This is a genomic window from Paenibacillus gyeongsangnamensis (assembly GCF_027533625.1).
GTDB classification, from domain to species: domain Bacteria; phylum Bacillota; class Bacilli; order Paenibacillales; family NBRC-103111; genus Paenibacillus_G; species Paenibacillus_G gyeongsangnamensis.
Window position 1 is genome coordinate 233326 of the sequence record NZ_JAQAGZ010000003.1, and the last position, 23125, is coordinate 256450.

Consider the following 23125-nt stretch of genomic DNA (forward strand, 5'->3'; position numbering starts at 1 on the left):
CCGGCTTGGACGGAGCCTTCCGTACGAAGCCGGCTCTTGCATTTAAGACGTGCCGCCGCGGCTTGAACCGTTTATCCGCGGCTGGTCTATCCTTGTCTCGGGTTCCTGCTCACTCGATGGAGTGAGGCTCCGAACCGCTACTTCTCTTGCCGGGCATCGGCTTCGTCGGACAACTCTCCTAGCGATTTGATTTTGCCGTGGGGCTGCTGGGTCTGCTTGCGGATTTTCCATTCGTTTTCCTGACGCCGCTTCGATTGACTCACTCGGATTCTCTCCTTTACCGTTTTCATTAGGTGTAGCCGTCTTAGCTTCTCGGAGAAAGCCGAATTTTATGCTAGGTGCGGGCTTGCTTGACGTGAGGAAATCTACTAAAGTGAGAGAGACAAAGCCGCGGAGAGATACGGCGGCAGGATCGGAGGATCTGGAAGAGTGAAAGCTTTTATTTGGGCTGGCTGCTTATCCTACTTATTAATCGGTTTGGCTCATGTCATTATGGGCTCGCTGCTGCCGGAGCTGCTGGTGCATTACGGGCTGGACTACAGTGCGGGCGGTCATTTGATTTCGCTGCAGTTTCTCGGATTTCTTGTTGGGGTACTATCAGGTCCCTGGTGGTCCAAGCGTCTGGGGAAAAAAGGGGCGCTCCTGCTCTGTCTGGCGTGTCTCGGCACGACGGAGCTGACGTTCTTTACGCTGCCCGCCTGGCCGGTCGTGCTCGTAACGGCCCCTGCGGCGGGCTTCGGCTTCGGCATGATCGAGACGTTGATCGGCGCGATGGTGCTTCAATCCGTGGAGACCGGGAAAAAAACGGCCGTCATGTCGCGCCTTGAAGTTTTCTTCGGCGTGGGCGCCTTGGCGATGCCGCTGCTGTCCTCGCTTTGCATTTCGTGGGGCTTGTGGCGGGGCGCCTTCCTGATCTTATCCCTCTTCGCTTGGGGCATGCTGGCGCTGTGGCTGCTGCTTCCGAACGGCGTCCTCAAGGGACTGACGGATCGCCCTTCGGAAGCTGCCGGCGTGGGTGCGACGTCCGTGCTGAAGGGCTCGCTGCTGCGCTGGATGCTCTTCATCTCGATCTTCCTGGTCTATGTCGGTACGGAAATGAGCGTCGCGAATTTCCTTCCTTCCATGATGCTGGAGAACTGGCAGGTGAAGCCGGAGGTCGGAGCCCTCTCCGTGACCTGCTTCTGGGGAGCCATGTCGGTCGGCCGGCTGTTCGCGGCGGCTCTGTCGGAGAAGGCGGGATACGTCCGCTATTTGCTCGGCAGCGCCGGATTCGGCACGCTGATGCTGGCGGGGCTGGCCCTTTCCCCGAATGCAGGCGTTGGATTTGTGCTGATTGCACTGCTCGGCCTCGTATTCTCCGGCATGTTCGCGATCTCCCTCGTTTACGTCACCTCCTTCTTCCGGGGCGCGGAGGAGAGGACGGCCAGCATCATGATCGCTTCCGGAGGCATCGGCGGCGCCGCGCTTCCGCTGCTGACAGGCTGGTGCATGGATTGGTTCTCGGCCCGGGAAGCGCTGTGGGTATTGGTAGGGCTGGCCGGGTTTATGTACTTGCTCATCGCCGCCGCCGCAAGACTGCGTGACCGGCCGCAGCCCCGCACTACGGCGGCATGAGAACTTGAGAGCGATGAATATCCGGAAATAAACAACAGGAGGGGCAGCCCCTCCTGTTTGCTTGTTCGCTTGCCTAATCGCCTCGTTCGTCCAAATGCAGCTCTTCCAGCGTAAACCGATAATTCCATAAAAATTCCATGTCGTAATCCGTCGTATCGTTCACAATAAATTGCAGCAGCAGCGAGCAGAAGCTGACCGTGATGGAGCCGAACAGAAGAAGCCACATGAAAAATTCCACGACCTGGGCCAAGACGATTCCCCCTTTAATCAGAGATGCGGCATCGGTTGACGCTAGTATTCTATGAGTCTTCAGGCGGGGTCATGATCAATAGGACGAAAAAAAATACAAAAAAACTCCCCGATTTCCTGTTCTGGAAACCGGGGAGCCTGAATAGGCCGATCTCTTGGTTATCCTTGCTTCTCATTCTTAAGCTCGGATCGGTCCATCTTGCATTCATTCTCCGAAAGCTCCGTATTCTTCACAATGTTTCCGAAGATGCGAATCAGATGCTGCACATCCTCCTCCGGAATTTTTCCGAAAAATTTCTGCGTGACCGCCCTGCGGTGAGCACAGATGCTATCGACTACCGCACGACCTTTGTCGGTAATCTCCATGTAAACGACGCGCCGGTCCTCGTCGGAACGGTTCCTCTTCGCAAAGCCGCCCTGTATCAATTTATCCGAGAAGGAAGTGACGGCGCCTGCCGTGATATAAAGCGCTTCCGCCAGCTGCGATACCTTAAGCGGACCTTCCTCCTCCAGCTTGTTCAGGATCAGCGCCTGAGAGGCGCTCAAGCCTTCCGTTTCAAAGGCGCTCCAGCAGGCCTTGGCCCGGCGGAACACTTGGCGGAACGATTCCTCCAGCTCTATGAGATCCGATCGATTGGACATAAGTTTTGGCACCCTCCGAACATGACTTTCTATGTAATATCTATTGTACCATGAAAGCCCGGGCCAAGGCGAATGGGGTTCATACATTTGTCACAATTACTGGAAAAATTGTTGTTGATTTTTTCCTATTCCGCATGATAATTTAGTACTGAAATATTTTAGTGCCAAATGTTTTTAAGATCAAAGTGTCTCTGGTTAAGAGAGGGGATGGGAATTGGCGGACATGGAGCGTAGGCTAGCGGCAATGGATCGTTTCATTCAACGGATGCTCCTTGCTGCGCGCCGGTGGCCTTCGGATATGGAGCTGTCCAAACAGCAATTGTTTTTGTTGAAAACCTTATTGGACCGGAGCAGGGCCACCGTCGGCGAGCTCGCGGAGCAGCTGAGCTTATCGCCCAGCGCCACGACCATCGCGGTGTCCCGTCTGGCCAATCTCGGATTGATTGAACGCACCCGGGACGAATCGGACCGGCGGCTCGTCTGGCTGCAGCTGACCGAAGACGGGAAGCGGAAGATGCTGAAATTCAAGGCGGAGCGGGACGAACTGCTGCTCGGCATGCTCAGCCGGCTGACCGATGAGGAAACCGACCGGCTGTTCGAGCTGTTCGAGAAAATGACGAATGGTTTTACCAAGGGTTCTCAGGAAGAAAGGAGCACCACCTGATGAAGAAGAAAATCATACTGATTGCCGTTCTCCTGCTTGTGCTAGTAGGGGGCGGAAGCGCCGGAGCGTACTATTACAACGAGGTAAGCAAATACATAAGCACGGAAGACGCGAAGGTGCAGGGCGATCTGCGGGCCATCGGATCACTCAGCGCAGGCAAGCTGATCGAATGGCGGTACAAGGAAGGAGATTCGTTCGACAAGGGAGACGTGCTGGGTATCGTGGAGACCGCGCCGGCCCGGGGGACGACTCCGGCATCGACCGTCGAGATTCTTGCCGCCGATAAGGGCACGATCATTCAAACCAATGCGGTCCAGGACCAAACCGTAGCCCCGGGTGCTGCGCTCGCCATGAGTACGGACCTCAGCCAGCTGTACATCGTCACCAACCTCGCGGAGACGGATATTGCATCGATTCATGTCGGGAGCAAGGCGACCGTGAAGATCGACGCATTCAAGGACGCAACCTTTACGGGCCATGTGGATAAAATCGGGCTCGGCACGAATTCATCCTTTTCTCTAGTCTCCATCACGAATGCAAGCGGCAATTATACGAAGGTCATTCAGAAGGTTCAGGTCAAAATCGTACTGGACGATTATCAAGGCAAGCGGCTGATTCCCGGCTACAACGCCACCGTCAAGATCGAGAAATGATGGAGCGCCCTGAATGGATAGGGAAGGGGGACGACCGGCAATGAAGAAGGAAGAGCAAGGACCGTCCGCATCGGCGGACAACGAGACGGCTGCCGCATCGGCCGGCCCCGGCGCCCCTGCAGCGGCTTTAGGCGGCCCCGGCGGGCCGGTGCCGGAGGCGAAACAGAAGACGGGCCTAGCGATGCTGGCGCTGATCCTCGGCGTGTTCATGGCGATTCTCGATACGAGTATCGTTAACGTCGCGATTCCCAAGATGATGAACGTCTTCGGTGTCAACCAATCGCAGATCGAGTGGATCGTAACCGCCTATTCGCTCGTCAGCGGCGCGCTCGTGCCCGCGACGGGATTTCTGGGCGACCGCTTCGGGTATAAACGCATTTATATTATCGCGCTTGTTATCTTTACGGTCGGCTCCGGCCTTTGCGGGATGGCGTGGAGCAACGATAGCATGATCATGTTCCGCATTATCCAGGCGCTGGGCGGAGGCGCGATGATGCCGATCAGTATGGCCATGATTTTCCGTCTGTTCCCTGCCGAGAAGCGCGGGATGGCGATGGGCCTGTTCGGGATCGCGATCATGTTCGCTCCGGCGACGGGACCGACGCTGAGCGGTTATATCGTCGAGTATCTCGATTGGCGGCTGATTTTCACGCTGAACGTTCCGATCGGCATCGTGGACTTTTTTATCGCTTCGGCGGCTTTGAAGGAATTTAAATCGCCGGTGCAGCGAAGCTTCGATATTTGGGGCTTTATACTGTCGAGCGGGGGATTAGCCTGCCTGCTGTACGGGGTGGGAATGGTTGCGGAGAAGGGCTGGAGCGACACCGAAGTGCTGACGTTTATCGGCATCGCTTCGGCAGCGTTGATTGCGTTCGTCATCTTGGAGCTTAGCATTTCCGAGCCCTTGCTTGACCTCAGTCTGCTGAAGAACGGGATGTTCACATTGACGCTCGTGATCTCCAGCTTAACGACCGTCATTATGATGGGGATGCTGTTCCTGATTCCGATCTTTCTGCAAAATATCGCCGGCCTATCGGCTGTGCAGACCGGCTTGATTCTGCTGCCCCAGGCGATCGCTTCGGGGATCATGATGCCGATCGCGGGGGCTCTCTACGACAAGTTCGGAGCCCGCGCATTGGCGATAATCGGCCTGCTCATTACGTCATACGGTTTGTACCTTACCTCGAAGCTGACGATGGATACGTCGTTCTCCACGATCATTTTCTGGCTCACTCTTCGAGCGGTAGGCATGGGGCTTATGATGATGCCGCTGCAGACGGCGGGCATGAGTACGGTGCCGATGGTCAAGATGGGGCAGGGGACGGCGCTCTCCAACACGATCCGCCAGGTCAGCGGCGCCTTCGGCATCGCTTGGCTGTCGCTGTTGTTCTCTACGCGCAAAGATTTTCATGCCGCGGGGCTGGCGGACCAGATGAGTATGTTCAATACGACCGTCGTGGAGAATATGAACCGGATTCAGGCTCAATTCGCCGGTATGGGCCAATCGACGGCCCAAGCCAAGGCCAGCGCCCTCGCATTCCTGTCAGGGCAGGTGCAAATTCATGCTACGATCATTGCACTGGATGACGTATTCTATGTCACCGCCGGAGTGTCGCTGCTGGCCGCCGTCGTATCCTTGTTCATCAAGAGCAACAAGCGCTCCGGTGAACCGGGCGGGCAGGTGCACGTGATGGGCGAATAATCCAAGGTTTCATAATTGCGAAAAAGGAGCGGTATACGATGATGCGTTTCAATACAAGCCTCAGTGGCTGGAAAAGGGCGGCGCTGACCGGGCTGGCCGTGCTGCTGACGGCAGCCTCGGCGGCAGGATGCTCCTCCACCTCCGCGAGCCAAGGCGGCGCGAAGCCCGTACAGGTCGCCTCGGCCGTCAAGGTCAAGTTCGACGACAAGCTGGAGCAGGATGCGGACCTGATTCCTTCCTCTCAAGTGAACGTCATCGCCAAGACGGGGGGAGATGTCGCGGAGCTGCTGAAGAAACGGGGCGATACGGTCGCGCAGGGCGACGTGCTGCTGCGCCTCGATTCGACCGATGCCCAGCGCAACCGGGACAAAAACCGCCTGTCCAAAGACAATTTGCAGTCCCAGCTCGATAAGACCGCACAGGATATTGTCACAAACAAAGGCGTGCTGAAAAATACGATCGAGAAGCTGCAGCTGCAAATCGCGGATTTGGAGAAGGCATACAACAACGTGCGCAATGATTACGATACCGGTCTGGCTGCCAAAGCCCAGCTTGACAAGGCCGAGACGCAGCTGAAGACGGCGCGTCTGGACCTCGATACGGCGCAGAAGCAGCTGGCCAATCTGGAATCGACAGATCCGCTCGCATCGCTGCGCATTCAGATCGAGTCGACGGATTTGTCCGCGCAGGACATCGAGAAGTCGCTAAGCGACTTTGAAGTGAAAGCGCCGATCAGCGGCGTGCTGACGGATTTCAACCCCGATCAAGGCATTACGATTGCGCCGGGGTATGTGGCCGGCGTCATCCAGCAGCTGAATCCGATCAAGATTCACGCCGACGTGACGGAGACGACCGCCAAGCTCGTGCGCGGCAAGAAGGATATTCCGTTCGCCGTACAGGAAACCGGAGATAAGGGCACCGGTACGATTTCTTATCTCGCTGACGTTATGAGCTCGGGCAGCAAAACATATGTGCTGGAGCTGAGCGCTCCGAACGCCGATCTGAAGCTGAAGCCGGGGATGCGCGTGAAGCTGCAGCTTGGAGGCGACGGCAAGCAGGAGGGGATCTCTGTTCCGATCTCCAGCATCGTCAAGGAAGGCAACGATAACTATGTGTTTGTCCTTGTAGGGGATGCCGTAGAGAAGCGCAAGGTGACGCTCGGCCGCGTCAGCGGAACGAACCGTGAGGCGCTAAGCGGTGTCAAGGAAGGCGAGCAGGTCGTCGTTTCCGGCCAGCAGGAGCTGAAGGATAAGGATAAAGCATCCGTCAGCAAGTAATGCGTTCAATTCAATATATAATGGAGGACCCGATATGAATCTCTGGAAAAAAGCGGTATCCGCCGTACTTATCAGCTCTCTCGCGTTGACGGCCGGGCTGCCCGCGGCGCTCGCGGACAGCGCGCCGGCTTCGGCTGTCGACATCCGGTACCCTGTGGTGCTGGAAGGGGCGTTGCAGGTTAAGGTGAAGAGTGTGCTGAGCGAGCATACGCTCAGCGGCACGCGCATCGGCGTCGTGGTTAAGCTTTATAACGTATGGGAGAGCACCGCACGCGTACCCGATTACGAGCTGCGGGTGACCACCGCCTCCGGTTCGAGCTACACGCTGAAGCCCAGCGCCGACAATGCTGTCTCGGTACAAGGGATGTCGTCGGTTGAGCTCAGCTATATGGTGCAAATCGATAAAGCCGACAGCTTGAGCGTTGCCGATCTTGTATGGGTTGACGTGAATAAGGATGTTTATCCCAAAGTCGAGACGGTGAAGCTGGATCTGCCTGTCAGCAGCCTGGTTTGGAAAGGCGACAGCGCCACGGTAACGGCTCCGGAGTTCACGAAAGCTTGGGGCGACAGCTTCACCATTCCTTCGCTGGAATCTCCGCTCGTTTATAAGGCCGTAGATCTGACGAAGGATTACAAGGGGCAAAATGCCGTCCGGCTGCTGAAGCTGCTCGTCCATAATCCGGGAAGCCAGAGCGAGACGGTGCCTGCTTTCAATATCGACGGCAAAGCCGGCTCGCAGCTTTTCAAGGGTGCCCGTGCGGATCAATCGTCCATAACGGTAGACCCGAATGAAGACAAATACATCTACTATTCGTTCCAGACTGATCCGGACACGGAACTCACCGGCTTTACTGTTTCGACGACGGAATCCTTCAAGGCGCAGGGCGGCGGCGCCGTCAATTACGCCATCGGCCGACTGGCCTTGCAAACGCCGGGCGCGAATGCGAAGGAGGAGCAGGCGGCTGATTCCACTTACATATGGAATGCGCCGCTGACCTTCGATCCGGTGAACAAGATCGTGAGTCCCGACTTGGCCGTCGCCGTCGCCGATTTCCGCTTGTACGAGAACAAGGGGATGGGCTATCAGACCGGGATCGTCAAGCTGAAGCTGACGAACAAGGGCGATAAGCCGGTGCCGGTTCCGCAGGTGGCGGCCGATCTCGTAAGCGGCACGGGCTTCACCTATGCAGGAAGCCGTCAAGCCGCGGCAGCGCAGGTCATCGTGCCGGGCACGTCGTATGTGGTGAATTATTCGTTCGTGCTCCCGCTGGGAGATAAGGGCGAGGGCTATACCTTCAAGCTGAGCGACGACAAGACGGCAGCGCCTTACAAGTCGACCGTCGCGCAGGTGAAGCTGAACGCGCAGAAGGCGGAGGCAGGTTCGAGCCAGTTCTTGTTCTATCCTTTCCAGATTGACCTGCATTCTTGGTCGCTGACGTACATGGTCACGAATGCGGGCGGATCCCAATATAATTACAAATATAAGCTGAAATGGGATCTCGATGTGAAGAGCGCGGATCAAGTGATAACCGACAGCAGCGCATCGAAGCTGCTGCTGGAGCTTTATACGAAGGACGGCCGCAAAATCGCATCCCAAACGCTCTCCGTCAATGGAGACGGCGGAGTGACGAACGGCGAGCATACCGTCTATTTCACCGATACGCCGACCGATCAGTATGAATATCCGATTACCCTGAACATTTACGAAACGATCGATACTCCTGCAGGTCAGGCCCGTCAGCTCGTCGGATCGTTGATCCAGAATTAAACCATTCGTTTTGCACATGGAAAAGGCTATCCCGGGGGAAGCACGAGCTTGCCCGCGGGATAGCCTTATTCGGTTTGAGGCGGCTGGAGCCACTTCTCCATCATGACGTAGCGTTCGCCGTCCTTCTCGAAGCGGACTTCCGTTTCGGTCATGCCGAATTTCCGGTAAAAGCCCGCTTTGCTTGCTCTGGCATTGCACCAGATACGCCGAACTCCCTGCTTCACCGCCTCAGTGAACAGGTGCTCCAGGAGCTTGCTGCCATAGCCTTGGCCCTGCGCTTCATGGAGCGTGGCGAACTTTCGGAACTGGGCATCGTCCCCTTCGGGGAAGAGCGAAACGATTGAGAGAAGAAGCTCCTCGTCCCATAGTCCGTAATGAAGCCCGCTATCGTCTTCCGGGAGCTTGACGTAGTCGATGCTTTTATGAGGCCACATGACGCGGTGACGGATGTCCCATGTAAGCTCGGGGGGAATGGCCGTAATTTTCATGTATTTTCTCCCTCTCATATATTAAACGACGGAAATTTCCGGACCGACAACGACCTCAAAGAACATGGGGAAATGGGAATTGCCAAGCAGGTTCCTTGAGTTGAGAAACTTATTTTACCTATCATACCACGTCAATCCGTTATTCGGAGAGGACACGGAAGCATTATTTTTATATAATGAACTGGAGCGGAAAAAACTGTTGAATGAGAGAGGCGATAGCATATGAAATATTTCGTCGTATGGTTACCGATGCTGGATGAGGAGAAGAGCCGTGTATTCCGTCCCGAGCATCTGGCCTACTTGCAGCAGCAGCGCGGGCAAGGACGCATCTTTGCCAACGGGAGGTTCACAGACGGATGGGGCGGCATGGTTATCTACCAAGCGGAATCCCAGGAAGAAGTGGCGGCTTGGGCCGAGAACGACCCTTATGTGATCCATGGAGCCAGGAGCTACGAAATCCACGAGTGGGACATGGTACGTTAGAAACGTCCGGTTTCGGATATGGAATTGTTCCGAGTACGACAGGCCATGAGGTTAAAGCAGACCAAACGCACAAACGTATGGGTTTGCACACAAAAGGACCGTCCGGTGTTGTGATTCCGGACGGTTTTCCTTTTGATATTGCGCGATAGGGGACGGATCAGGTATACAAATGGCATGCTACAGCATGTCCAGCCTGTGTCGTCTTCATTTGAGGACGAGCTGTTTTGCAAATGTCCATGGAAGCGGAACAACGTGTGTGAAATGCACACCCGGTAGGCGGGTTTGCCGGACTCGGCACGTCTCCCGATAAAATGATCCGCACCTGCCGGGCGCGGGGATTCGGCTGCGGAACCGCCGATAATAAGGCTTGCGTATAGGGATGCAGAGGGTTGTTGTATAACTCATCCTTGTCCGCCAGCTCTACAAGTCGCCCCAGATACATAACGCCAACCCTGTCGCTGATATGGCGTACTACCGACAAATCGTGAGAGATGAAGATATATGTAAGTTTAAACTGCTCTTGCAATTCCTTCATGAGATTTAAAATCTGAGATTGTATGGAAACATCTAAGGCAGATACCGGTTCGTCCGCTACGATCAGCCTTGGTCTCGTAATCAATGCGCGGGCAATTCCGATCCGCTGGCGCTGGCCGCCGGAAAATTCGTGCGGGTAACGATTGTAATGATGCGGCGTCAGCCCTACGATTTCCAATATTTCCAGGACACGCTTCTTGCGTTCCGCTCGGGAGACATGTCCGTGAATAATAAGAGGCTCCTCCAAGATGGATCCAATCGTCATACGCGGGTTCAAGGAGGCATAAGGGTCTTGGAAAATAATCTGCATGTCCCTCCGTTTTTTTCGCAGCACGTCACCTTTCAGGGAAGACAGATCCTCTCCCTGAAAAAGAATGGTGCCCTCAGACGGTTCGATCAAGCGAATGATGGAGCGGCCGGTAGTAGATTTGCCGCAGCCGGATTCACCGACGATGCCCAGCGTTTCTCCTTCCATCACATCAAAGGATACATCGTCTACGGCTTTTACATAATTTTGCGTCTTGCCGAAGACCCCGGAACGGATGGGGAAATATTTTTTTAGGCCCTTTATTTCTAATAGTGTATTCAACCGACAGCTACCTCCTTTGCGGTATTTTCATGTATCCAGCAGCGGCTTAGCTGACCGCTCTCCAATTGAAATAAAGGAGGGGCTTCCTGCAGGCACTTGGATTCGACATACGGACAACGCGACGCGAATTGGCATCCTTGCTTCACGCTTCCCGGAAGCGGAACGTTTCCGGGAATGGATTTCAGCCACTTGTTGTTTTCTCCCAGTTTCGGCATCGATTCCAATAGTCCTCGGGTATAGGGATGTGAAGGGGTCTCGAAGAGGGAGAGCACATCGGCTTGTTCGACGACTTGTCCGGCATACATGACGACAACACGTTGACACATTTCCGCGACAACTCCAAGATCATGCGTGATCAGCAAGATGGAGGTTCCCTGCTTATTCCGCAGTTCCCGCATCAAGTCCAATATCTGCGCTTGGATGGTCACGTCAAGAGCTGTTGTCGGCTCATCGGCGATCAGCAGCTCCGGGTCGCAAGACATAGCCATCGCAATCATGATACGCTGGCGCATACCGCCCGACAACTGATGAGGATATTCGTTAATAATGGTTTCCGCTCTCGGAATGTGAACCTTTTTAAGCATTTGAATCGCATGCTCGCGGGCTTGCGTCTTGGAATATCCCCGATGCAGCATCACCATCTCGCTCAGTTGTTTGCCAATCGGATAAACAGGGTTTAAGGACGTCATTGGTTCCTGAAAAATCATTGCGATTTCGTTCCCCCGGATATGCCGCATTTCTTCTTCCGGGACATTTAACAAGTTGCGTCCCTTATAAAGGATTTCGCCTTCCGTTACCCGGTTTGCGCTTTTTGGAAGCAGTCCCAAAATGGATAATGACGTTACGCTTTTTCCGCAACCGGACTCGCCGACAATGCCTAAGGTTTCCCCCTTTTGCAGCGCCAGGTTAACGCCGTTGACGGCGGGAATGACGCGTCCCTCGCTAATAAAGTGATTTTTAAGCTGACGAATCTCCAGTAAATTAGACATCGATCCCCCTCATTTCTCCTTTTCAATGTCGTAAGCATGCGCAACATAATCCCCGAACTTAAGAAAGCGTTTTCTAAACTTGTTTATTATTAAATTTCGCAGAAACCTTTTGTTTAGTCAATGACAAATTTTCTTGTTGAATTTGGAAATTTTTCATCGTATAGTATACAAAACGAAAGTTATCAATGAGATAAACTTTCATATTGTTGTTACTAAGGAGGAAGAAGCAAATGAAGAAATCGTTTAGCTGGGGGTTAAGCGTCGTTCTTGCTCTAACCATTTTTGTAACCGGTTGCAACGGGGGCAAATCCGCATCTGACCAGAAAACAAATACCATGGCAGGTGACAGCAAAACAGTAAGTACGGCACCTAAGGCCGGGGGGACTCTAAGTGTTGAAATCAACGCCGATCCGCCGAAGCTTGATCCATCCTTCTCTACTGCTCTGGTAGACCGACAAGTATTTCAAAGTATTTTTGATAAATTGGTAGATACGGACGCGAGCGGTAAAATCGTTCCGATGCTTGCTGAGAAATGGGAAGTGTCCGACGACCAGAAAGTTTATACGTTCAAGTTGCGTCAAGGCGTAAAGTTTCATGACGGTACAGACTTTAATGCGGAAGCGGTTAAATTCACTTTCGAACGGAACATGGAAAAGAACTCCGTCCGCCGCAATGAAATTCTGGAAGTGGAGAAAGTGACTGTAAGCGATCCTTATACGGTTGCGGTTCAGCTTAAGAAGCCGTTTGCTCCGTTCCTTTCGATTTTAACCGATCGTGCGGGGATGATCGTATCTCCTGAAGCGGTGAAAAAATATGGAGACGATTTCATCAATCATCCGGTAGGAACAGGGCCGTTTATTTATAAGGACCGTGTGAAGGGCACTTCCGTGACGCTCGAGAAAAACCCGAACTACTGGCAGAAGGGAATGCCTTATCTGGATAAGGTGGTTTACAAAGTATTTACGGATTCGAACGTTGCTTTGACCAACCAAAAGAGCGGACAAGTCGATATTACGACGAATTTCCCTTTTAAAGAGATAAACAACATGGCAAACGACCCGAATATTAAAGTGATAAACCAAGCAGGTCAAGGATACCAGGGGATTCATCTAAATACGTCCAAAGCGCCGTTTAGTAAAAAAGAGCTGCGTCAAGCTGTCGATCTCATGATTGATCGCGATGCGCTGGTAAAGGTTGCTCTGAGCGGCGCCGCAACGCCGGCTCACTCCCCGTTCGCGCCTTCCCAATTCGCTTACGGCGATTCGGATAAATACGATAAACCTAACTTGGAAAAGGCTAAGGAGCTTTTGAAAAAAGCAGGCAAACCGGATGGCTTCGCCTTCACTTTGAAGATCGGAACGACCCCGACGAATCAACAGGTGGGAGAGATGATTCAAAATATGCTGAAACCTGCAGGCATCACCGTTAACCTTGAGAAAGTGGAGTTCGGAACCCTGCTTGAACAAGCAAAGAGCGGAAACCATGAATCCGTGCAAGTTGGATGGAGCGGAAGACCGGATCCGGATCAAAACATTTATGAATTTGCTTACACGGGCGCTTCCAACAACTATTCGCAGTATAGCAACCCCGAGGTTGATAGGCTATTGAAAGCAGGGCGTGACGAAGGAAACGAGACGAAGCGTAAAGCCATTTATAACGATTTGATGAAAATATTGAACGATGATGACGAATACGTCTACTTGTGGCATTCCAATAACGTCTTTGGCATTTCCAAAGCGGTACAAGGCTTCAAGTATATTCCGGACGGTCTGATCCGTACGGCAACAATCAGTAAGTAAGGAGAATCCTTATGACGTTTTTAGTAAGGCGTCTGCTTCTGGCCGTGCCGGTCATTGTTCTTGTAACGATCATGGTCTTTTCCTTGCTGCATATGCTTCCCGGCGATCCTGCAACGGTCATTCTAGGCCAAGAAGCTACGCCGGATGCTGTAGCTGCATTGCGCGACGAGCTTGGCTTGAACAAGCCTATCGTCGTCCAGTACTTCGATTGGATGGGAGGGGTGCTTCAGGGAAACCTGGGGCGCTCGCTCGTAGATCGATCTCCCGTGTCCGAATTAATTGCATCCCGATTTCCGGCTACATTAGAGCTGACGATCGGTACATTTATCGTGTCTTTGCTCATAGCGATCCCGGCTGGAATCGTTTCAGCCACCCGCCAAGGCAAATGGATCGACTATTTCAGTACGATTATGGCGCTAGGGGGCATGTCGATTCCCCATTTTTGGCTGGGCATGATGTTGATCGTATTTTTCTCGGTTCAATTGGGATGGCTGCCAGCTTCGGGCTATGTTCCTTTTAGCGAGGATCCTCTCGGCAATATTTCCGCGATGATTTTGCCTATTGTGGCAACGGGGCTTCGCGAGTCGGCCGTTCTAATGCGAATGCTTCGAAGCAGCCTGCTCGATGTCATGCATGCGGATTATATCCGAACTGCCTATTCCAAGGGGCTTAAGGAACGTGCAGTAGTTCTCGGACATGCGCTAAAAAATGCATTGGTTCCCGTCGTTACAACAAGCGGCTTGATTGTAGCCGGACTTCTCGGGGGGCTTGTCATTACGGAATCCATATTTTCAATCCCCGGATTCGGGCGACTTATTGTGGAATCCATCTTCAGACGTGATTATGTTACGGTGCAAGGAGCCATTCTCGTTTCTGCCTTAATGGTTGTCGTTGTTAATTTGATTGTCGATATTCTGTATGCATTCATTGATCCTAGAATCAAGATGGGAAAGGGGGCTGAATAAATGAGCTTTCAAGCAAATGCCGACCTTTCCCGACAAGGATTAAGCAACCCCCAATCGAATGAGGCTCCGGAAAAAGTAAAAAGCCGGTTTCTTCTCCTGCTTCGCAGGTTTCTTCGTAATCGATTGGCGGTATGCGGTGCATTCATTATTGGAATGCTAATGGTTGCAGCCATTTTTGCGCCGCTGCTTGCGACACATGACCCTATATTTAGTCAAGACTATTCCAATATTTTGCAGAAACCAGGCAACGGCCATTTCCTGGGAACCGATGATTTGGGTCGGGACACTTATTCCCGCCTCCTTTATGGGGCTAGGCTTTCGATCCAGGCCGCGCTGGTTTCCGTAGGAATCGCCGTGCTGATCGGTGTACCGATCGGACTGGTTACCGGTTATTTCCGGGGCTTCTGGGATGAATGGGTAGTCATGCGCATCGTAGATGCCATGCAGGCATTTCCATCGCTGATTTTGGCGCTTGCGATGGCTGCAGCTCTGGGCGGGGGCTTTTATAATGCGATGATCGCGATCGGTATCGGCTTCACGCCGGCGTTCGTCCGCATTACGAGAGCGCAGGTGCTGACCGTGCGTAATCTGGAGTACATTCAGGCGGCCAAAGCGATCGGCGCCCGAAATTGGAGGATCATGTTTCTGCACGTGCTGCCTAACTCCATGGCTCCGCTTATGGTCCAAATTACCCTTTCGATGGCCGCCGCCATCATTGCCGAAGCGGGCCTTTCCTATCTGGGTCTTGGGGCTAAGCCGGAAGAGCCGAGTTGGGGTTCGATGCTGCATATTGCACAGGGATATTTGAATATTGAGCCCCTGTTGGCATTTTGGCCGGGAATGTCCATCTTTCTTGTCGTGCTCGGCTTTAATTTCCTTGGAGACGGTATTCGTGAGGTGCTGGATCCGAAGCTTAAACGATAGTCAAAAGGAGGTAAAAAGATGGTATATGTCTATTCCGAAGAAAATGTAATGCCTCCCTTAGAGCTGGATGAAGTGGACCAACAAATTTTGGAGTCGCTGCACGAGAACAGCCGAATCTCATATACGGATCTGGCCAAAAGGATCGGGCTTTCCCGGATCGCCGTGCAGCAGCGGATTGCCAGTCTGATTGAGGCGGAGGTGATTGAACGGTTCACGGTGGTCATTAATCCGGCGAAAGTCGGAATACAGGTCTCGGCGTTTTTCAACGTTGATATCGAACCGCAATTTTTGGACGAGGTCGCTGAGAAATTGTCCAAAGAGCCTCCGGTTACAAGTCTGTACCATATGTCGGGCCCAAGCACACTTCATATGCATGGCGTATTTAAAAATATGCATGAGATGGAAAATTTTTTGCTCAAAACACTTTACGCAATGCCCGGCATTGTACGTGTAGACAGCCAGCTGCTGCTGCGGCGTTATAAAAGTCGGATGGGGCTAAAGCTGTAATGAGCTTGGCAGGGGGTTAACTGTTTGAGTACAAGATCTTATAAGGAGCTCTTGATTGCCATGATGCGCACGGGAATCTTGGGCTTTGGCGGCGGGCCTTCCGTTATCCCTCTTATTCGCTACGAAGCGGTTACAAAGTACCAGTGGCTGGATGATGCCGAGTTTGGTGAAATTTTGGCGATCGCCAATACACTGCCGGGTCCGATCGCTCCCAAAATGGCGGCCTATCTCGGGTACCGGCTGAATAAATCAGCGGGAGCTGCCGTTGCGGTGCTCGCGCATATTTTGCCGACCAGCCTTGCCATGATTGCTCTTCTAGGGTTTCTTTACAAATTGCAGCATTCCCCTGTCGTTACAGGGATGATTTCCGCGGTACGGCCTGTGATCGCTGTTATGCTCGGTCAAATGGCGTATGAATTTGCTGCGAAGTCGGTCAAAGGCCTCGGGAAGCTCGGTGCGATTATTTTTGGTGCGATTGCTTTTATACTCCTCTCCGTGGTAAATCTGCACCCTGGCATCGTTGTTGCTATTTTCTTATTATATGGAGTTTTTCATTTTAAGCTAAGACCGGCGGGTAACAAGGATGCAGCCGCGCGGAAAGGGGCTTCCTCATGAATTTGCTGAAGCTTTTCTGGGGCTTTTTCTTGGCAAACGTCCTCGGATACGGCGGCGGGCCTTCTTCTATACCGTTGATTCAAGAGGAAGTGGTCAATCAATATGGTTGGTTGACCAATGCCCAATTTGCAGATGTACTTGCAGTGAGCAATGCGCTTCCAGGTCCCATCGCCACCAAAATTGCTGCTTTTGTCGGCTACCAGCAGGCAGGGTGGGCAGGACTTATCGTCACTTCCTTGGCCACGATAGCCCCTTCGGCCATAGGATTGATTGTCTTGCTCAAAATATTGGACCGATTTCGAAAATCCTCATCCGTTAAGGGGATGACATTACTTGTGCAGCCGGTGATCGCCGTCATGATGATCACCCTAACATGGGAGCTGGGACATCTTTCCTATTTGTCCATCGGCATCTGGCATTCGCTGGGCATAAGCGCTGTATCCCTTTGGGCCTTTACTAAGGGGCGCATTCATCCGGCTTTCGTGATTATTGCCGCTTTTGTATACGGCAGCCTCTTTTTATCCGGACTAACTATTTGAAAGGAAGATGTCTGATGAACTTTGATCCGCTGTACCATCCTTATTCCTCCAGGAGATCGCCGGTTTATGCGAACAACGGGATGGTTGCCACCTCGCAGCCTCTTGCGGCCCAAGCCGGACTTATGATTCTCCGAAAGGGAGGCAACGCTATCGATGCGGCCATTGCAACCGCTGCCGCTCTTACGGTAGTGGAGCCTAGCGCCAACGGGATCGGAGGCGACGCATTTGCGCTGGTCTGGACTCAGGGCAAACTGCACGGACTTAATTCCAGCGGCGCTGCTCCGCAGAGCTTGTCCACCGAAGCTTTAAGCAAAGCCGGGGTCCAAGAAATCCCGAAATACGGCTTTATCCCTGTTACCGTACCCGGGGCGCCGGCCAGCTGGGCTGAGCTTTCCCGGCGGTTCGGCAAGCTGTCGCTCAAAGAGGTTCTTTCTCCGGCAATTGAATATGCAGCTAACGGCTTTCCGATCTCGGCGGGAATCTACTGGAATAAAGCCGTTAACATATTTAATTCCCAACTGAAGGGCGAACAATTCGAAGAATGGTTCCGCGTATTTGCGCCGGAGCGCCGAGCTCCCCGCATCGGTCAACTATGGCGTCTGCCGGATCACGCTGCGACGCTGCAGGAAATCGCCGAAACGAACGCCGAATCGTTCTACCGAGGGGAATTGGCCGAGAAAATCGACCGATTCTCTAAACAATACGGAGGATATATCCGCAAAGAAGATCTATCGGCCTTTGAGCCGGAGTGGGTTGATCCGATCAGTGTCAATTACCGAGGCTATGACGTTTGGGAAATTCCTCCGAATGGGCACGGCTTGGTTGCTTTGATGGCTTTAAATATGTTGAAGGGCTTTGATTTCAGCGAACGTGACATTGTGGAAACGTATCACAAACAGATTGAAGTGATCAAGCTGGCGTTTGCCGACGGTAAGAAGTATATCGCCGATCCTACCAAAATGTCGGTGAGCGTTAAAGATTTGCTTTCCTCCGCTTACGCCGAAGAGCGCCGACGGCTTATCGGCAAGGAAGCCCTTCTGCCGGAGCCGGGTCAACCCCCGCGGGGAGGTACCGTCTATTTGTGTACGGCGGATGGAGAAGGGAACATGGTTTCTTTTATACAGAGCAACTACATGGGCTTCGGATCCGGTTTAGTCGTGCCTGGAACCGGCATTGCGCTGCATAACCGCGGACATAATTTTACATTGGATCCCACGCACGACAACTGCCTGGAGCCCGGGAAGAAGCCTTACCACACGATTATCCCCGGCTTCATGACGAAGGATGACAAGGCAGTAGGTCCTTTCGGTGTCATGGGCGGATTTATGCAGCCCCAAGGACATGTGCAAATGGTCATGAATACGTTGGATTTCCACCTTAATCCGCAGGCTGCTCTGGATGCCCCAAGATGGCAGTGGATGGAAGGCAACACTGTGGAATTCGAGCACGCCACGCAGGCACATATCGTAGAGGCGTTAGCGCGGAAGGGACATATCGCCAAATGGACATTGGGATCCGTTCCGTTTGGCCGGGGCCAAATCATATGGAGAGACGAGGAAAACGGTGTGCTTGTCGGGGGGACGGAGCCTCGTACCGATGGTCAAATAGCCGCATGGTAGAGGTATAGAGATAAGGTCTAGAATGAAATTCTTCAGAGGACAAGACAATACATGGATAAACGATCCGCGCGCTGCGCGGCTTTTTTTTATTACCGCACTTAGTCGGGGGAAACCCTGCCCTGACGCACTCTGCTGCCCCGTATTGGTGAACGTTTTGAGGCAGAGCGCCAGGGAGCCTGTACGCTCCGCCGCATTCGTGGTAAATTGAAGGGTAGATCTACCTGAAGGAGTGACGGTTGTTGACTTACGATACGATCTATTGGCTGATCCTGGGCGCCTCGTTCGTGCTGACGGGCATTGTCGGCGTGCTGGCGATGAAGAAGACTGGGAAGCTGCTTATTTCATTTACGGCGGGCTCGCTGGTCAATTTGCTGGTCATCGGTGCGGGATGGACCTGGTGGAGCGGCGTATTCGCAGGCAGCGAGATGAGCTTTTCAAGACTGTTCGGTTTATTCGGATTCGGGGTTTGCTGGGTGAATAACGAGGTGCTGCTGATCTTTGCCCAATTGATCATGAAGCGGAAAGTCAGCGGCTTTAAGTACAAGCCGGATAACCCGGACGATTTGTAACAGAACTGTAATCTGATTTTCATCGTGAGTTAATGCTCGGGGGCTATAATAAATATCGACCCCCCTTTTTTAATATATAAATCCCTTGACGGCCTGCAATCCGACGTGATGGCAGGTTATTTTTTTGCGTAAAAAAACTCCCGTTCCTTACAGCAATGGAAGCTGCTGCAAGAACGGGAGTTGCCCGGGGGAAGCTTAGAATTTGGAAGCCAGCTCGGCCGCTTGCTTCAAGCCTACTTGCACGATCGCTTCGGAACGGTCTGGGAACTGGTTGTGGCCTTCAACTACAACCGTATGAAGATCGGTTACGCCGAAGAAGGTCATGATCGTTTTTACATAGTTCAGGGACATTTCGAGCGAAGCCATCGGACCTTCGGAATAGACGCCGCCGCGAGCGTTAAGCAGCGCGACTTTCTTGTTGCCTGCGAGGCCCTCCGGACCTTGTGCGGTGTAGCGGAACGTTTTGCCGGCTTGCGTCAGGTAGTGCAGGTAAGTGATCAGCTGAGCAGGAACGGAGAAGTTCCACAGCGGGAAGGCGAAAACTACTTTATCGGCGGCAAGAAAGCCGTCTACGTAAGAGTTTACCAGCTTCGATGCTTCTTGCTCTTCCTCTGTCAGCTCGAAGCCTTTGGCCAGCTTGAACATCGCCGTCATGTGGATGGTATCGTAGTAAGGAAGCGCATTGGCGAACAAATCGAGCTCAGTGATCGTGTCGTTCGGATGATTCTCCTTGTAGTTGCGAAGGAACGTATCATACAGTTGTACGCTGACCGCTTGGTCCGCTGGGCGGGAGTTGGCTTTCACGAAAAGTACGTTGGAAATCATGATTTCCTCCTAGAAAGTAAATTATGAATATTTGTTTAACTTCTTACATTAAGTAAGTACATTGGTATCATAAAACAACTCGCTTACTATTGTCAAGTAAATTTCGTTTCAAATGTCGTTTCAATGCTTGGAGCACGTATAATGTCGGCCTAGGAAGAAAAGCTAAGGATTGGCAATGAACTTGAAGAAGCTTCGACTGAATAATCAAGATTGGATGTGAGCCGCGCATGACGAATCAGGTGAAGCAAGCGGAATTCAAGCGGGTGCTGGAACGGAACGGCCGGCTGTGCGCCGATGTGGAGGTGGAACTGGAGGGTGACGGGGGCAAGCTTGTAGTCTTGTTCGAGGAGTCCGAGGATAACGATCTCGACATGGTCATGGTGCTACGCAAGGATGCGGAGACGTCGATCGACTGGTATGACAACGATCTTCATGCCGCTTACGAGGACATCACGGTGGAGCTCTTCGCCGATCGTGAAGGACAGACGCATTGGGGTCCGAGAGAGTCCTTCAAAGAACAGATTCTCAGTTTCGGCAGCGTGCGGGAGCACATTCACCGGTCGCTGGAGAATGCGGTCCGGCCGAAGGCTGAAGCGTGATAAAAAAAAAGCACATACCGGCCTGCGCCGGGCCCCGGCTCATGTGCTTCCGGCGGCCTAGCGCCGCTTCAGGCTGTAGAGAAACCCAGTAGTCATTTTCCGATAACAGAGGCGGACGCTATCGCTCTGCAGGGGATACCCCGCTTGCCGCCTTTAGCATTTTTCTGCATATCCGGGTTTCTCGTCAATCTGCAGCGGCTTAAAGCCGCTTATTTGCGTTCTTTAAACTTTCGTTCCTGGTTTTCCCACCGCAAATTCATCACGAAGAAGCCGATGAACGAAAAGACGACCAATCGTGCGAAAAACCAATTGGGCGTATACGTTCCCATGGTCAGCCACTCCGACAAGGTGGTAAGTCCGGTAAGGATAAAGCCCCAGGCTGCGACGCCGAGGTACATGACATATTTGGCCTTGCCCATCTGTCTCCGGCGGCTCCATTTGGCTGCTTGCGCCTCGTTCATTCCGCTCATTTCGGTAATAACCCCCCGGTATTGCATGAATAGGTTGACTCGTAACTCTGCTTATTTCGTGAAGCGTTCCGCCGTCTCCTTCTTGTTCAGAGAACGTTCACAAACTATTTTAGTTTGCCCGGTCCCGGATCAACAGCAATTCTCAATAGCTGTAAAAAACTTGGAAATGTGTGGTACAATCAGGGCTGATGGAATGGAAGACTTGGAAGGAGCTTACAACCAATGGGGAAACTATTGATTTTTGCGCTGCTCTGGCGTTTGACGGGAAATCCGCTGCTTGCGCTGCTTGTTGTCGTCATCGTCTTATATTTTCTGGACCGGAGGTTTATCGGCTTGACCCCGAACGTCTTGAAGCCGCTGCAGCGGATGCGCCGCTTGTCGCGGCTGCGGGAGGAGCTGCGGCTCAATCCGCATCATACCTCGGTAAAGCTGGAGATGGCAAGACTCGAGATGGAGCGAAAGAAATACGCTGAGGCGGAAAAACTGCTCCGGCAAACGGCAGAGGTGATGGAGGATTCGGCTGAAGTATTGGCGGAGCTGGGCATATGCGAGCTGAAGCTCGGCCGTTTGGACGAGGGGGAGCGGCATATACTGGAGGCGGCCCACCGGAACCCGAGGGTGAAGTACGGAGAGCCTTTTTTACGGCTCGGTGAAGCCTATGCGGAGAAGGACCCTGCCAAAGCGGTGGCCTACCTCCGGCGTTTCGGCGAGGTCAATTCCTCCTCCTGTGAAGCGTACTACCGGCTTGGCGGTCTATATAAGCGGCTCGGACAACAAGAAGAAGCCTCCCGGGCTTTCCGGGAGACCACTCAATTGTATCGGAGCCTGCCGAAGTATAAACGGCGTCAAGAACGCCGTTATGCGCTGCTGGCCCGCTTCAAGTAAAAGCGGGAGCAGCCTCGATCCGCGCGCGGCTAGGTTCGAACAGCGACAGGTCGAGCTCCGGCTTCTCGGCCAGTACGACCTGGCGGATGATACGTCCCGTCACCGGAGCTAACAAAATACCGTTGCGGTAATGCCCGGTCGCGAAGATCAGTCCGGGTGCTTCCTCCCACGCGCCGAGGAAAGGAAGGCCGTCCTGCGTTCCGGGACGCAGGCCCGCCCACGTACCGAGAAATTCGGAGTCGGCTATTCTTGGAAGCAGAGCGGAGGCGCGATCATGCAAATCGGCGATCACTCCGGTCGTAGCCCGCTTGTCGAACCCCGCCTCCACCTGAGTAGCTCCTATAATATAGCTGCCGTCCAGCTTCGGAACGACGTAACAGCCCTTGGTGAATACCGTGGAACGAATCAGCGGCGCTTCCGTCTTCACGGAGATACATTGGCCTTTGACGGGGAACATGGGAAGCTGAAGACCAAGCGGAGCCGTCAAGGCCGGGGACCAGGCGCCGGCGCTGAGAATGACGAGATCCGACTCGAGCGTTCCTTCCGAGGTTCGCACGCCGGTGACGCGGCCGTTCGGTGCGGAGACGAGGCTGAATGCCGGCGTCCATTCTAGGATGCGGCAGCCTTGCCGTACGATCGAAGCACGAAGTGCTCTGGCAAGCCACACCGGATGGACCTGATGATCCGCCGGGAGATGCAGCCCGCCGCGGATGAAGGGGGAGAGCTCCGGCTCGAGCTGCAGCATCGCCTCAGTCTCCAGCCATTCGGCTTGACGAATCCAAGGCAGTCTGCTGCGCAGCTCCTTCTCGTCCTCCTGCGTCAGCGCCGCGCGAAGAACGCCTTCCCTTATATATTGAACGGACAAACAGCTCGCTTGCTCCAGTTCTTCGACCCATTCCGGGTAAAGCGCTTGGCTGGCCCGGCAGAGCTCGTAGAACGAGCCGGGATGGTGGGTCTCCACTTGGGCGCCGAGCATACCGGCCGCCGCCGTGGAAGCTTCCTGGAGAAGTGCGCCTTTATCCAATATTGTACAATGAAAACCGGCTTTCCCGAGCTCGTAGGCAATGGAGCAGCCGATGACGCCTCCTCCGATAATCAACGCCTTGGACGATGCGTTACCGTTTGCATGCGTATTGCTATTCGTACTCATGACCTTC

General features: G+C 53.4%; 26 protein-coding genes. 17 read left to right on the forward strand and 9 right to left on the reverse strand.

Annotation, left to right across the window (positions count from 1 at the left end; translation table 11 throughout):
- Positions 1–137 precede the first annotated feature (137 nt).
- Positions 138–263, reverse strand: coding sequence for a DUF6254 family protein (locus O9H85_RS05950; protein WP_269880364.1), 126 nt, complete (start codon positions 261–263; stop codon positions 138–140).
- 166 nt (positions 264–429) lie between these two features.
- Here O9H85_RS05950 and O9H85_RS05955 point away from each other — a divergent pair, with 166 nt between their 5' ends.
- Positions 430–1614 (forward strand): MFS transporter, encoded by a 1185-nt coding sequence (locus O9H85_RS05955; RefSeq protein WP_269880365.1) that lies wholly within the window; start codon positions 430–432, stop codon positions 1612–1614.
- Between the two features lie 73 nt (positions 1615–1687).
- On the opposite strand, the gene O9H85_RS05960 is transcribed toward O9H85_RS05955, so the two are convergent.
- A complete protein-coding gene (locus O9H85_RS05960) occupies positions 1688–1864 on the reverse strand; it encodes a hypothetical protein (RefSeq protein ID WP_269880366.1) in 177 nt (58 codons plus the stop codon).
- Positions 1865–2022: 158 nt separating this feature from the next.
- Positions 2023–2505: a MarR family winged helix-turn-helix transcriptional regulator gene (locus O9H85_RS05965; RefSeq protein WP_269880367.1), complete on the reverse strand. Its 483-nt coding sequence runs from the start codon at positions 2503–2505 to the stop codon at positions 2023–2025.
- Positions 2506–2728: 223 nt separating this feature from the next.
- Here O9H85_RS05965 and O9H85_RS05970 point away from each other — a divergent pair, with 223 nt between their 5' ends.
- From O9H85_RS05970 to O9H85_RS05990, 5 genes are read left to right on the forward strand one after another with little or no spacing between them, the layout of a single operon-like run.
- A complete protein-coding gene (locus tag O9H85_RS05970) occupies positions 2729–3169 on the forward strand; it encodes a MarR family winged helix-turn-helix transcriptional regulator (protein ID WP_269880368.1) in 441 nt (146 codons plus the stop codon).
- Positions 3169–3822 carry an efflux RND transporter periplasmic adaptor subunit gene (locus O9H85_RS05975; RefSeq protein WP_269880369.1) on the forward strand — a complete coding sequence of 218 codons (654 nt, stop codon included), beginning with the start codon at positions 3169–3171 and terminating at the stop codon, positions 3820–3822. The genes O9H85_RS05970 and O9H85_RS05975 overlap by 1 nt, the downstream gene beginning before the upstream one ends.
- A 40-nt stretch (positions 3823–3862) precedes the next feature.
- On the forward strand, positions 3863–5524 hold the full coding sequence (locus O9H85_RS05980; RefSeq protein WP_269880370.1) for a DHA2 family efflux MFS transporter permease subunit: 1662 nt from the start codon (positions 3863–3865) through the stop codon (positions 5522–5524).
- A 38-nt stretch (positions 5525–5562) separates the two neighbouring features.
- Positions 5563–6801, forward strand: a complete 1239-nt coding sequence (locus O9H85_RS05985) for an efflux RND transporter periplasmic adaptor subunit (protein ID WP_269880371.1) — start codon at positions 5563–5565, stop codon at positions 6799–6801.
- A 34-nt stretch (positions 6802–6835) separates the two neighbouring features.
- A complete protein-coding gene (locus tag O9H85_RS05990; RefSeq protein WP_269880372.1) occupies positions 6836–8569 on the forward strand; it encodes a hypothetical protein in 1734 nt (577 codons plus the stop codon).
- A gap of 65 nt (positions 8570–8634) precedes the next feature.
- Here O9H85_RS05990 and O9H85_RS05995 read toward each other — a convergent pair whose 3' ends face one another.
- The gene (locus tag O9H85_RS05995; protein ID WP_269880373.1) at positions 8635–9057 is read right to left on the reverse strand and encodes a GNAT family N-acetyltransferase; all 423 of its coding nucleotides are present in this window, start codon (positions 9055–9057) and stop codon (positions 8635–8637) included.
- A 222-nt stretch (positions 9058–9279) separates the two neighbouring features.
- On the opposite strand from O9H85_RS05995, the gene O9H85_RS06000 reads away from it, so the two are divergent.
- The gene (locus O9H85_RS06000) at positions 9280–9540 is read left to right on the forward strand and encodes a YciI family protein (protein ID WP_269880374.1); all 261 of its coding nucleotides are present in this window, start codon (positions 9280–9282) and stop codon (positions 9538–9540) included.
- Positions 9541–9697: 157 nt separating this feature from the next.
- Here O9H85_RS06000 and O9H85_RS06005 read toward each other — a convergent pair whose 3' ends face one another.
- Positions 9698–10663 carry an ABC transporter ATP-binding protein gene (locus O9H85_RS06005; protein WP_269880375.1) on the reverse strand — a complete coding sequence of 322 codons (966 nt, stop codon included), beginning with the start codon at positions 10661–10663 and terminating at the stop codon, positions 9698–9700.
- Positions 10660–11652 (reverse strand): ABC transporter ATP-binding protein, encoded by a 993-nt coding sequence (locus O9H85_RS06010; protein ID WP_269880376.1) that lies wholly within the window; start codon positions 11650–11652, stop codon positions 10660–10662. Before O9H85_RS06010 ends, O9H85_RS06005 begins: the two co-directional genes overlap by 4 nt.
- A 230-nt stretch (positions 11653–11882) precedes the next feature.
- On the opposite strand from O9H85_RS06010, the gene O9H85_RS06015 reads away from it, so the two are divergent.
- From O9H85_RS06015 to O9H85_RS06050, 8 genes are all read left to right on the forward strand, one after another.
- A complete protein-coding gene (locus O9H85_RS06015) occupies positions 11883–13451 on the forward strand; it encodes an ABC transporter substrate-binding protein (RefSeq protein ID WP_269880377.1) in 1569 nt (522 codons plus the stop codon).
- Positions 13452–13462: 11 nt separating this feature from the next.
- Positions 13463–14416, forward strand: coding sequence for an ABC transporter permease (locus O9H85_RS06020; RefSeq protein ID WP_269880378.1), 954 nt, complete (start codon positions 13463–13465; stop codon positions 14414–14416).
- A complete protein-coding gene (locus O9H85_RS06025; protein ID WP_269880379.1) occupies positions 14417–15340 on the forward strand; it encodes an ABC transporter permease in 924 nt (307 codons plus the stop codon).
- Positions 15341–15358: 18 nt separating this feature from the next.
- Positions 15359–15847, forward strand: a complete 489-nt coding sequence (locus O9H85_RS06030) for an Lrp/AsnC family transcriptional regulator (RefSeq protein ID WP_269880380.1) — start codon at positions 15359–15361, stop codon at positions 15845–15847.
- A gap of 24 nt (positions 15848–15871) precedes the next feature.
- Positions 15872–16462: a chromate transporter gene (locus O9H85_RS06035; protein ID WP_269880381.1), complete on the forward strand. Its 591-nt coding sequence runs from the start codon at positions 15872–15874 to the stop codon at positions 16460–16462.
- Positions 16459–17001 carry a chromate transporter gene (locus O9H85_RS06040; RefSeq protein WP_269880382.1) on the forward strand — a complete coding sequence of 181 codons (543 nt, stop codon included), beginning with the start codon at positions 16459–16461 and terminating at the stop codon, positions 16999–17001. The genes O9H85_RS06035 and O9H85_RS06040 overlap by 4 nt, the downstream gene beginning before the upstream one ends.
- A 14-nt stretch (positions 17002–17015) precedes the next feature.
- Entirely contained in the window at positions 17016–18620 is a 1605-nt protein-coding gene (locus tag O9H85_RS06045) for a gamma-glutamyltransferase family protein (RefSeq protein ID WP_269880383.1), read from the forward strand.
- Positions 18621–18859: 239 nt separating this feature from the next.
- Positions 18860–19189 carry a hypothetical protein gene (locus tag O9H85_RS06050; protein ID WP_269880384.1) on the forward strand — a complete coding sequence of 110 codons (330 nt, stop codon included), beginning with the start codon at positions 18860–18862 and terminating at the stop codon, positions 19187–19189.
- Positions 19190–19384: 195 nt separating this feature from the next.
- Here O9H85_RS06050 and O9H85_RS06055 read toward each other — a convergent pair whose 3' ends face one another.
- Positions 19385–20011 carry an FMN-dependent NADH-azoreductase gene (locus O9H85_RS06055; RefSeq protein WP_269880537.1) on the reverse strand — a complete coding sequence of 209 codons (627 nt, stop codon included), beginning with the start codon at positions 20009–20011 and terminating at the stop codon, positions 19385–19387.
- Positions 20012–20241: 230 nt separating this feature from the next.
- Between O9H85_RS06055 and O9H85_RS06060 the strand changes: the two genes are divergently transcribed.
- Positions 20242–20613, forward strand: coding sequence for a hypothetical protein (locus O9H85_RS06060; protein ID WP_269880385.1), 372 nt, complete (start codon positions 20242–20244; stop codon positions 20611–20613).
- A 209-nt stretch (positions 20614–20822) separates the two neighbouring features.
- On the opposite strand, the gene O9H85_RS06065 is transcribed toward O9H85_RS06060, so the two are convergent.
- Complete coding sequence (locus tag O9H85_RS06065; protein WP_269880386.1) at positions 20823–21083, reverse strand: hypothetical protein; 261 nt, start codon at positions 21081–21083, stop codon at positions 20823–20825.
- A 222-nt stretch (positions 21084–21305) separates the two neighbouring features.
- Between O9H85_RS06065 and O9H85_RS06070 the strand changes: the two genes are divergently transcribed.
- A complete protein-coding gene (locus tag O9H85_RS06070) occupies positions 21306–21968 on the forward strand; it encodes a tetratricopeptide repeat protein (RefSeq protein WP_269880387.1) in 663 nt (220 codons plus the stop codon).
- Here O9H85_RS06070 and thiO read toward each other — a convergent pair.
- Entirely contained in the window at positions 21961–23118 is a 1158-nt protein-coding gene (gene thiO, locus O9H85_RS06075) for a glycine oxidase ThiO (protein ID WP_269880388.1), read from the reverse strand. The genes O9H85_RS06070 and thiO overlap by 8 nt on opposite strands.
- Between the last annotated feature and the right edge of the window lie 7 nt (positions 23119–23125).

Excerpts from the sequence above, each read along its gene's own strand:
- O9H85_RS05980 (WP_269880370.1), top strand. The coding sequence starts at position 3,863 with ATGAAGAAGGAAGAGCAAGGACCGTCCGCATCGGCGGACAACGAGACG.
- O9H85_RS06015 (WP_269880377.1), top strand. The coding sequence starts at position 11,883 with ATGAAGAAATCGTTTAGCTGGGGGTTAAGCGTCGTTCTTGCTCTAACC.
- O9H85_RS05995 (WP_269880373.1), bottom strand. The coding sequence starts at position 9,057 with ATGAAAATTACGGCCATTCCCCCCGAGCTTACATGGGACATCCGTCAC.
- O9H85_RS06060 (WP_269880385.1), top strand. The coding sequence starts at position 20,242 with ATGACGAATCAGGTGAAGCAAGCGGAATTCAAGCGGGTGCTGGAACGG.
- O9H85_RS05965 (WP_269880367.1), bottom strand. The coding sequence starts at position 2,505 with ATGTCCAATCGATCGGATCTCATAGAGCTGGAGGAATCGTTCCGCCAA.
- O9H85_RS06030 (WP_269880380.1), top strand. The coding sequence starts at position 15,359 with ATGGTATATGTCTATTCCGAAGAAAATGTAATGCCTCCCTTAGAGCTG.
- O9H85_RS06020 (WP_269880378.1), top strand. The coding sequence starts at position 13,463 with ATGACGTTTTTAGTAAGGCGTCTGCTTCTGGCCGTGCCGGTCATTGTT.
- O9H85_RS06000 (WP_269880374.1), top strand. The coding sequence starts at position 9,280 with ATGAAATATTTCGTCGTATGGTTACCGATGCTGGATGAGGAGAAGAGC.
- O9H85_RS06065 (WP_269880386.1), bottom strand. The coding sequence starts at position 21,083 with ATGAGCGGAATGAACGAGGCGCAAGCAGCCAAATGGAGCCGCCGGAGA.
- O9H85_RS05985 (WP_269880371.1), top strand. The coding sequence starts at position 5,563 with ATGATGCGTTTCAATACAAGCCTCAGTGGCTGGAAAAGGGCGGCGCTG.
- O9H85_RS06010 (WP_269880376.1), bottom strand. The coding sequence starts at position 11,652 with ATGTCTAATTTACTGGAGATTCGTCAGCTTAAAAATCACTTTATTAGC.
- O9H85_RS05970 (WP_269880368.1), top strand. The coding sequence starts at position 2,729 with ATGGAGCGTAGGCTAGCGGCAATGGATCGTTTCATTCAACGGATGCTC.
- O9H85_RS06045 (WP_269880383.1), top strand. The coding sequence starts at position 17,016 with ATGAACTTTGATCCGCTGTACCATCCTTATTCCTCCAGGAGATCGCCG.
- O9H85_RS06070 (WP_269880387.1), top strand. The coding sequence starts at position 21,306 with ATGGGGAAACTATTGATTTTTGCGCTGCTCTGGCGTTTGACGGGAAAT.
- O9H85_RS05975 (WP_269880369.1), top strand. The coding sequence starts at position 3,169 with ATGAAGAAGAAAATCATACTGATTGCCGTTCTCCTGCTTGTGCTAGTA.
- O9H85_RS06040 (WP_269880382.1), top strand. The coding sequence starts at position 16,459 with ATGAATTTGCTGAAGCTTTTCTGGGGCTTTTTCTTGGCAAACGTCCTC.
- O9H85_RS06025 (WP_269880379.1), top strand. The coding sequence starts at position 14,417 with ATGAGCTTTCAAGCAAATGCCGACCTTTCCCGACAAGGATTAAGCAAC.
- thiO (WP_269880388.1), bottom strand. The coding sequence starts at position 23,118 with ATGAGTACGAATAGCAATACGCATGCAAACGGTAACGCATCGTCCAAG.
- O9H85_RS05990 (WP_269880372.1), top strand. The coding sequence starts at position 6,836 with ATGAATCTCTGGAAAAAAGCGGTATCCGCCGTACTTATCAGCTCTCTC.